The 12,110-nt window shown below is 61.3% G+C and carries 9 protein-coding genes; 3 read left to right on the top strand and 6 right to left on the bottom strand.

Going from position 1 to position 12,110, the window contains the following annotated elements; genetic code table 11:
- Positions 1-9 precede the first annotated feature (9 nt).
- Together L8V22_RS05570 and trmB are read right to left on the bottom strand one after the other, a co-directional pair.
- Complete coding sequence (locus L8V22_RS05570; RefSeq protein WP_238801314.1) at positions 10-603, bottom strand: NYN domain-containing protein; 594 nt, start codon at positions 601-603, stop codon at positions 10-12.
- Positions 604-1,380, bottom strand: coding sequence for a tRNA (guanosine(46)-N7)-methyltransferase TrmB (trmB, locus tag L8V22_RS05565; protein WP_238801315.1), 777 nt, complete (start codon positions 1,378-1,380; stop codon positions 604-606).
- Between the two features lie 346 nt (positions 1,381-1,726).
- Between trmB and L8V22_RS05560 the strand changes: the two genes are divergently transcribed.
- Entirely contained in the window at positions 1,727-3,550 is a 1,824-nt protein-coding gene (locus L8V22_RS05560; protein ID WP_238801316.1) for a phosphoenolpyruvate carboxykinase (GTP), read from the top strand.
- A gap of 44 nt (positions 3,551-3,594) precedes the next feature.
- Here L8V22_RS05560 and L8V22_RS05555 read toward each other — a convergent pair whose 3' ends face one another.
- A complete protein-coding gene (locus tag L8V22_RS05555) occupies positions 3,595-4,338 on the bottom strand; it encodes a class I SAM-dependent methyltransferase (protein WP_238801317.1) in 744 nt (247 codons plus the stop codon).
- Positions 4,339-4,362: 24 nt separating this feature from the next.
- On the opposite strand from L8V22_RS05555, the gene L8V22_RS05550 reads away from it, so the two are divergent.
- Positions 4,363-5,472 carry a glycosyltransferase family 4 protein gene (locus L8V22_RS05550; RefSeq protein ID WP_238801318.1) on the top strand — a complete coding sequence of 370 codons (1,110 nt, stop codon included), beginning with the start codon at positions 4,363-4,365 and terminating at the stop codon, positions 5,470-5,472.
- On the opposite strand, the gene L8V22_RS05545 is transcribed toward L8V22_RS05550, so the two are convergent.
- Together L8V22_RS05545 and L8V22_RS05540 are read right to left on the bottom strand one after the other, a co-directional pair.
- Positions 5,387-6,805 (bottom strand): MmpA family trehalose lipid delivery protein, encoded by a 1,419-nt coding sequence (locus L8V22_RS05545; protein ID WP_238801320.1) that lies wholly within the window; start codon positions 6,803-6,805, stop codon positions 5,387-5,389. The two genes, L8V22_RS05550 and L8V22_RS05545, sit on opposite strands and share 86 nt — an antisense overlap.
- Positions 6,795-7,949 carry a PorA family protein gene (locus L8V22_RS05540; protein ID WP_238801321.1) on the bottom strand — a complete coding sequence of 385 codons (1,155 nt, stop codon included), beginning with the start codon at positions 7,947-7,949 and terminating at the stop codon, positions 6,795-6,797. Before L8V22_RS05540 ends, L8V22_RS05545 begins: the two co-directional genes overlap by 11 nt.
- Before the next feature lie 9 nt (positions 7,950-7,958).
- Here L8V22_RS05540 and L8V22_RS05535 point away from each other — a divergent pair, with 9 nt between their 5' ends.
- Positions 7,959-9,119: an acyltransferase family protein gene (locus tag L8V22_RS05535; protein ID WP_238801322.1), complete on the top strand. Its 1,161-nt coding sequence runs from the start codon at positions 7,959-7,961 to the stop codon at positions 9,117-9,119.
- Here the strand turns inward: L8V22_RS05535 and L8V22_RS05530 are convergent.
- Positions 9,040-12,108 carry an alpha-(1->3)-arabinofuranosyltransferase domain-containing protein gene (locus tag L8V22_RS05530; protein ID WP_238801323.1) on the bottom strand — a complete coding sequence of 1,023 codons (3,069 nt, stop codon included), beginning with the start codon at positions 12,106-12,108 and terminating at the stop codon, positions 9,040-9,042. The genes L8V22_RS05535 and L8V22_RS05530 overlap by 80 nt on opposite strands.
- Positions 12,109-12,110: the final 2 nt, after the last annotated feature.

Here is a 12,110-nt window from a genome sequence, read left to right as displayed (position 1 = left end):
GGCAGCCTCCTAGCGGTTATTAAGCAGCGCAGCCAAGGGACGGAATGGCTGCAGCCATGCACCGCCCTCGGGCAGGTTATCCAGGTTCACGCGCGGTAGCGGTTCGCGGAATACGCCCTCGATATCTTCCAGATCCACGAAACTGATATCAGCATGGCCGACCGCCCATGCGGCATGCTCGTGGAAGCCCAGGACCGTTACCGGAAGGCCCTCAGCAATGAGCTCTTCCAACGGCTCTTGGAAATTCTGGCCATCGGCAGAGGCAACGATGACGCCGGCTAGGTCCTCTCGAAGGCTGTCAATGTGGTCGAGCATATCTGGATCCACGTCATCGTCTTCGTGGATTTTGGGTTTGGCAAAAACACCGAAGCCCACGTTGCGGATGGCTTCTACCCATGGGCGAATGACATCTGCGCCGCTGGGGGTCACATTAGTAAAGACGTCGGCGCGCGGTTCCGCATCAACGTCCTGGGCAAGGTGCACCAGCCAGCGGCCGATGGCATCGAAGCGCGGGCGGTGTGCGGCGGTCGGGCGGCCGCCGAGCAGGGAGCCCAGGCCCATGTCCATATTGGGGGCATCCCAGACAAGTAGGTAGGTGCTCATCTATTTCTTCTCCCAGAGGTACTCCGTGATCACGTGCTCTTTATCTAGGCCCTTGCCTTCAAACTTGGTAATGACCTGTCGGTCCACCAGCTGGGGGCACTCCGGCCATGGCCAGCCCTTGTAATCCAGGCTTGGTTCTACTTCAACTAGTTCATCGATCCACTCGGCGTATCCGGCGTGGTCAGTAGCCACGTGCAGCACGCCGCCCTTCTTTAACCGGGAGGCAAAAAGATTGAGGGTGCCCGACTGGATGATGCGGCGCTTGTGATGGCGCGCCTTTGGCCACGGATCTGGGAAGAAGACGCGGATACCATCGAGGGACTCTGGCTCAAACATGCGCATCATGACCTCGATGCCATCGCCGCGGATCATGCGGATATTGTCGATGCCTTCGCGCTCAATTTGGCCCAAGAGCTTGGCTAGGCCCGGCTTGTAGAGCTCAACGGCGATGATATTGGTATCGGCCTCTTTCGGCGCCATGGCGGCGGTGGAAGTGCCGGTACCGGAGCCGATTTCTACGATGGTCTTGGCGCCGCTGCGGCCAAACCAGGCCTCGAGGTCAATAACCTCGTCTTCCAGCACACGTCCGAGCTCTGGCCAGCGCTTTTCAAAAAGCTCATGCTGGTTATCGGTGAGCGTGCCGCGGCGGAAGGTGACGTTGCCTAGGCGCGGGTAATCGAGCTCGTTGTGGAAGACGGCATTGAAGTCAGTCTGTGGTGGGCGCCCTGGAGGCATTTCTCCAGCAGGGGTGTTTTGAGAGTTATCTGTGCTATTCATTGCGGCCTATTTTTCCCTGCTTAGCCTCGCCAAGCAATACGCCGCGCCGAGGGGTGTGTGCGGTGATGTCAGTCCGGATATAACCAGTGACCTAGTCGGGGGTGGAGGATGATCGTCTTAAGTGTCGCGTGGGAGGGTAATAAACCCCCATAAAGGGGGATTTAAAAGGGCGATTTTTACCACATTAACTTTAGTTACGCTTGGTGAAGTTCTGGTTAACGTGGTGGATATAACCGGTGTGACAAAATCTGCGCAAATTATTCTGGCGAGCACGTTAATCTTGAGGTGGAAGGCACAGTTGGGGTGTATTGCCCCAATTTTCACACCACCCTCAGGAGAATTACTAATGACCACCACTATCCCCGGGCTCGTCGGAGAGCTGCCGACTAAAAACGAAAAGCTTATCGGCTGGATCAGTGAGAACGTTGAGCTTTTTCAGCCGGACCAGGTGGTCTTTGTCGACGGCTCCCAGGACGAGGCTGACCGTTTGGCTGCAGAGCTGGTGGAAAAGGGCACGCTTATTAAGTTGAACGAGGAAAAGCGCCCTAACTCCTACTTGGCTCGCTCCAATCCTTCCGACGTCGCACGTGTGGAATCCCGCACCTTCATCTGCACCGAGAATGAAGACGGCGCCGGCCCTACCAATAACTGGGCTCCGCCTGCGGCAATGAAGGAAGAGATGACGGAAGCTTTCCGTGGCTCTATGAAGGGGCGCACCATGTACGTGGTTCCCTTCTGCATGGGCCCTATTAGCGATCCGGAGCCGAAGTTGGGCGTGCAGCTCACTGACTCCGCCTATGTTGTGCTCTCCATGCGCATCATGACCCGCATGGGCGCGGAGGCCCTGGAAAAGATTGGTACCGATGGCGATTTTGTCCACGCCCTCCACTCCGTGGGCGCCCCGCTAGAGCCGGGACAGGAAGACGTCGCTTGGCCATGCAACGACACCAAGTACATCACCCAGTTCCCAGAGACCAAGGAAATCTGGTCCTACGGTTCTGGCTACGGTGGCAACGCCATCCTGGCTAAGAAGTGCTACGCGCTGCGCATCGCTTCCGTTATGGCTAAGGAAGAAGGCTGGATGGCCGAGCACATGCTCATCCTGAAGCTCACCAGCCCGGAGGGTAAGAAGTACCACGTCGCTGCTGCCTTCCCATCGGCATGCGGTAAGACTAACCTGGCCATGATTACCCCGACTATTCCGGGCTGGAAGGCTGAGGTCGTCGGTGATGACATTGCCTGGCTGCATCTGCGCGAGGACGGTCTCTACGCTGTGAACCCGGAAAACGGATTCTTCGGCGTGGCTCCTGGCACCAACTACGATTCCAACCCGATTGCCATGAAGACCATCGAGCCGGGTAACGCCATTTTCACTAACGTTGCACTTACTGACGACGGCGATGTCTGGTGGGAAGAGATGTCCAAGGAGGCGCCAGAGCACCTCATCGACTGGACCGGTGAAGACTGGACTCCATCCTCGTCTACCAAGGCTGCACACCCTAACTCTCGCTACTGTGTACCGATTTCCCAGTGCCCGAGCGCCGCTCCAGAGTACGACGACTGGCAGGGTGTAAAGATCGATGCCATCCTCTTCGGTGGTCGCCGCAAGACCACCGTTCCACTAGTTACCCAGGCCTTTGATTGGAACCACGGCACCATGATCGGCGCCCTGCTGGCTTCGGGCCAGACCGCCGCAGCAGAGGGTAGCGTTGGTACCCTGCGCCACGACCCGATGGCTATGCTGCCGTTCATTGGTTACAACGCCGGCGACTACCTGCAGCACTGGATTGACATGGGTGAAAAGGGCGGCGACCGTATGCCGGCCATCTTCTTGGTTAACTGGTTCCGCCGCGGCGAAGATGGCCGCTTCCTGTGGCCGGGCTTCGGCGAGAACTCTCGAGTGCTCAAGTGGATCATTGATCGCATCGAAGGCAATGTTGAGGCTGAGGAGACTGTCGTGGGACACACTGCCCGCGCCGAGGACATTGACCTTGAGGGTATCGACTTTGATATCGAGGATGTTCGCGCTGCTCTCGCCGTCAACCCGAAGGACTGGGAAGGAGATATGCAGGATAACGCCAGCTACCTCAACTTCCTAGGCTCCCGCGTGCCATCCGAGGTATGGGACCAGTTCCATGCCCTGAAGGAGCGCGTAGAGAACGCCTCTTAAGCTCTAAGTTCAATAGCACCCAGCGACAGCACTGTTGCTGGGTGCTATTTTTGCAGGACTAGCGTCAAGTTAGAAACCGCGAATTCCCGCACACCTGGCACGCGGGTTAGCCACCAAGCCCAGCTGGGGTGGTAGCGGGGGAAAGCGAGTTTGAGTGCGCCGGTGCGCTGTGCCCAGTGGAGGCCGGCGGAACAGGGGACGTCGAAAAGCGAAGTGCCAAAGACATTCTTGGGCGGATGGCCGTGGCGGCGGGTATAGCGATCGCGGGCAAACTCGCCGCCTATGTAGTGCTCCCACAGGCCGGTCTCGTGGCCGCCAAAGGGGCCGAGCCATACCGTGTAGCTCAGGATGGTCAGTCCGCCGGGACGGGTTACGCGCAGAATTTCTTCACCCATATCCCAAGGGTTGGGGATGTGCTCGGCCACGTTGGAGGAATAGACCACGTCAAAGGAGCTATCGGCAAAAGGTAGGTTGGTGCCGTCCCCGCGCACTGAGTTGCTCAAGTGGATGTCAGCCGCAGACATTTCGCCGGCATCTGGCTCTAATCCCACGTAGCGGGCGCCGCGCCGGGCAAAAGCATCCGCAAAATAGCCCGGTCCGCCGCCCACATCGAGCACCCTCGCCCCGGGAAGCGGCACGCCCAGGTCGCGGCCGAGGTTATCTACTAGCGCAGCCGTATCCTCGGCTAATCCGCCGTAGAAAATCTCCGGTCGCGTCTGTTCAAAGCGGAAGGAGCGCAGCAGCTGAAAGGAGCGGCCCAGTGTGGCCATCTCGCGGGTATGTCTCATAACCCACTAGGCTAATACCTCATAATGAAGATTCTTTTACTATGCTGGCGCGATTCCACCCACCCGCAAGGAGGCGGCTCGGAGCGCTACTTGGAGCGCGTGGGCGAATACCTCGCGGCGCAGGGCCACGAGGTGGTCTTTCGCACCTCCAAGCACATGAATGCCGCGCGCCGGGAGGTGCGCGACGGCGTGCGCTATAGCCGTGGTGGCGCCAAGTTCGGTGTGTATCCACGCGCGTGGGCGGCGATGCTGGCCGGCCGTGTGGGACTGGGTGATCTGCGCGGCGTGGATGCGGTCATCGATACCCAAAACGGCATTCCTTTCTTCGCCCGCCTGGTATCGGGAGCACCGACGGTGCTGCTTACCCACCATTGTCATCGCGAGCAGTGGCCGGTGGCAGGCCCCCTCCTAGGTCGGCTTGGTTGGTTCCTTGAGTCCCGGGTGGCTCCGCGAGTGTATCGCGGCGCTCCTTATGTCACCGTTTCCGAGGCCTCCCGCGAGGATTTGGAGGCGCTGGGAATTAAGGGTGCGCACATTATTGCCAATGGTCTGGACCCGGTTCCGGATCATGTGCCTTCCTTGGAGCGAGAGGCTGAGATACATTTGGTAACGCTCTCGCGCCTGGTGCCGCATAAGCAGATTGAGCACGCCATGGATACGGTGGCGCAGACGCCGGGCGCGGTTCTGGATGTCATTGGCTCTGGCTGGTGGGAGGCTAATCTGCGTGCCTATGCCGAGGAGCATGGAGTCAGCGATCGCGTGCGCTTTCGCGGTCAGGTGACCGAGGATTATAAGCATGCCCTGCTTGCCCGTGCCGACGCGCTGCTCATGCCCTCCCGAAAAGAGGGATGGGGCTTGGCAGTGATGGAGGCCGCCCAACATGGGGTGCCCTCCGTCGGCTATACATTTGGCCTGCGTGACAGCGTCATCAATGGTGAGACTGGCATCCTAGTAGAGCGCGAGGAAGACTTCGTCGCGGCCACCAAGCAGCTGCTTGCCGATGCCCCCTTACGCCGTACCCTCGGCTCCAACGCGCGCGACTTTGCCGCTAGCTTCTCGTGGGAGAAGACCGGCGAGCAATTCGCGGAATTGCTGCAAAGGCTAGTAGCGGACAAACCATCCACAACGCAGTAAGCGCCCACGGAACCTGCGGCCGTGGCGCATCCGTTTCCGCGACTATGGCGCCGTCGACCACGACCACACCGACGCCTATCTGCTCCAAGCGGTTCATATCGCGCCCTTCCCATGCACGCAGCGCCGCCCGGTACTGCGGCGAGGCTTGATCCACCACGGCCCCGTCCACACTCAATTCTCCCGATTCGACCATGGCGACCGCCTTGGAATAGGGATCTACGGCCACACCGCCAGGCACCTCCACGAGGTTGGCGCGTTCCGGAAAGAAGGCCACGCGGCCGTCAATATCGCGTACCAGCTGCATATCTACTCCCGTATCCCGCGGTGTGAGTACTGCCAGCCGCCCCGGAACCGGAAGCAGCTGCACGGCTGCGGCCACGGTGGCTAGTGTCGCCGGCAGGTTCGGCAGCGCACCCAGCGAGGCTACGTACAGCGGCAATGCCAACATGGTTAGCTTTCCGCTATCGCGCAGTAGCGCCGCCCCTGGCACGTGATCGATGGACCACACCAACGCGCCCGGAACCAGCCAGAAAAACACCGCCCCGCCAAGACCAATAGCTGCCAGTAGGCTCAGCCGAGCGGGAACCCGCCACGCCCCGAGCAGGGCGATGATTGCCACAATGACACCGTATACCGCGAACCCGATGGCTGCCTCTGCATTCCAGATGCCGCCTAAGCGCAGAAGCGCGCCGCCAGTTCCGACGTGCTCTTCGGCTCGCGGGGCAAACGCGGCCACCGCTGCAGCTGTATCGCCGGGCGCAGCGGGATAGAACATGCCTGGAATGGCCCACGGCAAGCACAGAACCACACCGCCGAGCGCCACCCGCTTGCGGCAGCTCACCGCCGCGGTCACTAGAGCAAAAAGCCCGCCAGTAGGGGTGAGCGAAGCACCCCACATGGCCAGCCAGGCCACAAAGCTGTGTCGCTTTCCTGCCCACGCGATGACCGGGAGCAGCCACGCGGCCACAGCAAGTGACCACTGTCCTTGGAGGAGTCGTTCGATGACGAAAGGATTGGCCACCGCCACCGCCATCGCGCTCACCGCGGCAGCAGTGGAGCGCGCCCAGCGCGCCGCGGTGAGCGCGGAGGACGCAGCAGCGGCAAAAATCAGCACCCGGGCCGCCCACGCGCCACCTACTAACGCGAGGAAGCCGTCCTGTGGCGCGTTGCGGGCGGGTAAGCTTCCTCCGCCAAAGGCAGAGGGAGAAAGCGCCGGATGGTTCACTAGCGCCATATCGCGCCATAAGAACTCGCCGGGCAGGGCGAAGGGCCAGCACACCGCGGCCACGAGGGCAGTGCCCCAGGCGAAGAGTAAAAGACGCCTAGCCTTCACGATGGCGGCGCATGTACATATAGGCGGCACAGAGCAAAAGGCCTACGCCGATGGCCTTGCCTGCCCAGCCGACCACCATCAAGGCACGAATGGTCCGGATGACCGGGCGCACCTCATCGAGGCGCTCCTCGCGGGTCTCATCGGACCAGCGCATATCGGCGGCGAAGATGGAGCGATCCTCAGTATCGTTATTCGCCACCATGGTGCCGGCCTGCTTTTCGTCCGCCGCAAAGAAGATTTTGATGTTCTCGCGCAGATCCACCATGGTCCCGGTAGTGGGTTCTACGGAGATATCGCGGCCGATGGTGTAGAAAGGCTCCACTGTGACCCGGTCATCGGGATCCAAGCCGAGGAGCTCGCGCGAATCTTCGTCGTAGAACCGCTTCGCCGGCCCAGAGATGCGGAAGTCCTTAGCTGCTAGTTGCTTATTGCCGTTTCCGGTATCGACCTCGGTGGTGATGTTTTTGCGCATATCAGCCAAGGAAGTGGGCTGGATGTCGTGGTGGAAAGAATAGGTGGGGATACCATCGAGCGTTTCCGTCGTGGTGAAGTCCACCGGTGTGGAGAATTGCGTCGCGAGGTCGAAAAAGGGGTAAGAGCGCTGCTCAGTACCGGAGGGGAAGAAGTAGTTGATTCCATCGCGTTCGAAATCAGTACGGGCCATGCCGATATCGAGTGCCGGTAGGATAAGTTGCCATTTATCCTTTGGGGCGGCTACAGGGTAGGTGGATTCGCGGTTCAAAACGGAATGCTCGGTGATTTGGGCGAGGGGAGTATCGCCGACGAGCAGGCGAGAGAGCGAATCGGAATTAGCGAGCGCATCATCTTCCTCCACCTCAGAGGTGGCGGTATTGCGCTCGATAGTAAGCAGGTCATGGTGCAGGTAGCACCATATCGGGGCTTGCTTTTCTTGGCACTGCGGGTCGTTACTATCGCCTGTTGCCTTGGCGTTGGTGATGAAGGCGGGTGTTTCCATCCACACGCCGGCGGACGGTGCAGTGACAGTGTCGATGTTTTGGTCGAAGGCGAGCGGCCGAGTCTGATTGTTATACAGCGGCGGCACCACAGTGCCCAGCACCAAGAAAATGACGGCGGCAATGACAACCCACGCCAGTGGCGAGCGTGGCCAAAGGTAGCGTTTCATTGCAGTAATATGTCCAATCAGTTTCAGGTCGATCCGGGGTTAGGAGCAAGCGTGCAGCCGCAGGCATCTGTGAAAAGCGTACCCCAGCATCTGCCGGAGCTAGACGGTCTACGCGCGGTCGCCTCTCTTGGAATCATTGTCACCCACGTGTCTTTTCAAACCGGAACCGGGTGGGGGTTTGCCGGGCGCTTCGACTTTTTTGTCGCCGTCTTCTTTGCGCTCAGCGCGTTCCTCTTGTGGCGCCGCCGCGGCTTGCACACCTTAGCCGGCTACGCGCGCTCACGTGTGGCGCGCCTTTTACCTACCTATTATGCCTGCGTGGTGGCGGTGATGCTCCTGCTTCCCGAAGCCCACTCACTCACCCTCACCCAACTGCTGAGCAACCTTACTTCCACGCAGATTTATGTGGTGGATGGATTAGCCCCAGGTCTTACCCACCTGTGGTCGCTGTGCGTGGAATTCTTCTTTTATCTCTTATTGCCTGTGCTGGTGTGGCTGCTTGAAACGCTGCCGCGGCGCTGGCGCATTGCCGCCATTGCCTTGGCAGGAGTACTCAGCTGGGCGTGGGGATTCGTGCCCTTTGTAGCTGATTACGCCAAGGACCAGGTTAACTCGCAGATCTGGCCGCCGGCGTATGCCTCGTGGTTTGCCGTGGGAATACTGGCTGCCGAATACGAAGAAGCCGGCATTAGCCGGCGCATGCAGCGCGTGCTACGGCCGCGCTGGGCGTGGTGGCTCGCGGCGGCTGTGGTGCTGTGGATTGCTAGCCGTGAGTGGTTTGGGCCGCAGGACCTAGTGCATCCAGAACCGGGCGAATTTTCCCGCCGTATCGTGGCGGGAGCGGTCTTTGCCGCATTCGTGGTGGTGCCGGTGGCACTCGCCCCGCAGAAGGAGTCCTGGTTGACCAGCCCACTCATGCAGGCACTGGGTACATGGTCCTATTCCATTTTCTTATGGCATGTGGCCATCTTGGGAGTGGCCTTTCCCCTTACCGGGGTGCCGCTCTTTAGCGGGAAGCCCTTGGACTTTTGGGTCATTCTGGCCGTTACGGTGGTGGGTACCGTGGTGGTTTCGGCCGCTAGCTATACGCTCATCGAGCGTCCCGGCCGGGATCTTCTCCTCGGTCGGCGACGAAAAGACAGGCCACGCCCGCGGCACACAAGCAGCTAAGCAGAGGCGAATCGCCAGCATAGGAGCCCGAGGTCCATGGCGCGCGGGCGAGGATGGCCCCGGCCGCAGCAACTACACCGGAGGCGAGGTAGGCACGCGGGATGGTGGTCCAGCGCACTACCAACCAGGCGGCCACGGCCGCCACTGCGGCCTGCCAGCCGGTAAGGGCCAGTGCAATAAGTGCCACGGCGGCCGAGGTAGCGCCCCCGCGCGGTGCGCGCCAGGCGGGCTGGGACGGGCGGCGCGCGGCCGCTAGGAGGCACAGGCCGAGGGTGAGCAATCCCAAGGCACCGCCGAAGAGGAGGGTGGCGCGGTAGATCGGTTGGGCGCTAAAGGTCATGCGGAAATCGCCGGAGCGACCGGCCGGAATGACAAAAGCTTGGGTGGCGGCATCGATCTCGCGTGGGGTGAGCTCTTCATTGTCCAAATACCCGCGCAGGCCCTTATTAAAGGCGCGACCAGTGACCAAGAGCCTCTCCTCATCTGCGGCTTTAATCGAGTACCCGGTGGGCTCCGAGGCACCTGCTGGGCTCCAGCCCTCCTCGCGAAGGCTCACCCATGACCCAGTGGTGCGCACGCGGTGCGTGCCAGGGCTCAGGGTGAGGGAATCGCCGGGGGAGTAGCGGTGGGCGTCGATAAGCACCGGCTTGGTGGAATCCACCGTCACCCGCATGGGGCGCGGCGCCGTGAACTCGCGGATGAGCACGCCGGTATCCTGCAGCATTTGCTGGAAAAAGAATTGGTGCACATTGGGTGAGGTATCCGGCACGGTCACTACGCGCTCGACCGGCTGGTCCTTCACACCAAGTTCTGCGATGCCGGTGCGGTGGGATAACTCCACACGAATGGCCTCGGTATCGCCACCGGGAACGCGGACCTCCTGCGCATGGAAAGGCTTGAGATCCACGTCCACCGCGGCACTGCCGGAGCGCACGGTTACAGTGGTGGCGCTGGTAGCCATGAGCTTTAGTTGCGGTTGGGTGAAATGACCGCGCAGCTCAATCCATCCGGAGTCATCGCCCGGCGCGGGCCACCAGGCGGTGGAGTTCTCCCCGTCCACTGCGGCCGTGGCGGACTTGTGCGGTTGGGCACCGCCAAAGGCCGTGGCATCGGCCGCAGAGGAAGAAACCGCCACAGAACCACCGTGGGTCTCGACCCGGGTAAGAGGGCCTGCAGAGGGATAATCGCGCAGACGGTTATTCACGTGGCTGGGGTCGTCCGCAGCCAGGGGCGCGGAGATGGGGCCATCGAGGGTGCCGTAGTTGCGGTCCGTGAGCGTCGGGGTATCGGTGACGATATCTGCATCGCGATCGACGAGCTGGCGGGTGGTGGGGCCAAAGTGGGCGTCGAGAAACGCCAAGGCTTCTCCGCCGCCGGCCACACGGACTGGGTCTGTGGGTCCTAAGGACATGCCGGTGTGGTTGAGCAAGATGACATCGACCTCGCCGAAGCGGTGGACTTCGCCGCCAAATTTACTAGCTAGGGCCTCGTCCTCACCGGTGAAGAGATCGTGGCGCACCATGACTGCACCGATGCCGAGGCGTTGAAGGGAACGTACGCCGGTGGCCGGGTCCTCCTTGAGCGCGGCCATCACGCCGTCGAGCCCACGGATAGCCTCTGGGGGCACGAGTGGAATGGCATCGCGTACGGCCCAAGGGACATCGAGCAGCGGCTGGGTCGGCTCATCGCGCGTCCACCCCCAGGTCTGCCGGGCAAAGGACGCCTCTGGGTAGATAAGGGTGCGGGTATCGGCGGCGTGGGTATTGATAAAATCCGTGGCCTCGTGCCAGTAGGAGGGAACCTCCTTATACGCCCCCAGCGGCAGCAAGCGTTGCGACCATGCTGGGGAGACCACCGCAATGCACAAGAGTAGGGTCAGCGCGCCTACCGTCTGCTTCTTGGTAGGCCGCAAGCTGCGCGGTAGCGGCAGGTGCGCGCAGGCGCGCGCGACGCCCAAAAGCAGCGGGATGCGCACCAGCGGATCGAATTTATGCAGGTTGCGCAGCGCGGCCAGCGGGCCATCGAGCGCATCGAGGTACCACCCCGCCTGGCAGCCCAGCACCGCGATGCCCACTACCAACACGACGGACCACACGCGCGGCAGTTTGGTGAGTCCATAGATACCGATAGCCGCTATGCCCATGGTGGCCAGCACGAAGAAGGATTCGGTGGCGAGCTCATAGCCGGCAACGCGCTCGGTATCGACAAAGGGAGTCCAGCTTGTGGTTCCGCGCAGGATTTCTGGCAGGTTGAGCCAGCGTGTGGTTACACGTGCGGATTCGATAAATTCCGTAAACGGCGGGGCATAGCGGCCTAGTACGATAAGCGGGCCGATCCACCAGGCCGATACCGCTAGGCACCCTAGAAGCCAGGCCGCGCCGGGTTTGAGTGCGCGGCGGTAGAGCAGGATTATTGCCGCCGGGGTACAAGCCGCGATGGTGGCTGTGGCATTGACCGCGCCCATAAGAGCCACGGGGATGGTGGCTGCGGCGGCATCGCGCCAGGTGAGCTTGGCATTGAGGAAAGGCAGTATGACCCAGGGAGCGAGCATGACCGGCCAAGTCTCGGAAGAAATGGCAGTCAGGGTAGAAAGCGCGCGAGGTGAGAGCGCGTAGAGCATCGCCGCCACCCAGACCCACCAGCCGCGCAGGCCTACCTTGCAGGCGAGCTTATGGAAGCCGATAAAACCGACGCTTAAAACCAGCAGCCACCACAGGCGCTGGGCTACCCAATCGGGCAGCGGCTGGGTTAAAACGAAAAATGGCCCCTGGGGAAAGAGGTAGCCATAGGCCTGATTTTGCAGCTGGCCCAGGGTAAAGGTGTCCGTATAGGCGTTAAGCGCCCCGCGGAGAAAGTGCAGCGGATTGGCCGCTAAATCATGTTTGGTATCGGCAGCTGTCAACCCCCATGGCTGCACGAGGAGGATGAGCGCTAGGGCAAGGATCCCCAGCGGGTAGGGGCGGGCGAGCCGCCCGCGGAGGGTACGCACAC

It is taken from the genome of Corynebacterium yonathiae (assembly GCF_027570195.1).
GTDB lineage: Bacteria > Actinomycetota > Actinomycetes > Mycobacteriales > Mycobacteriaceae > Corynebacterium > Corynebacterium yonathiae.
The sequence above is the reverse complement of the archived record's forward strand: the minus strand, read 5'-3'. Positions and strand labels throughout refer to the sequence as shown.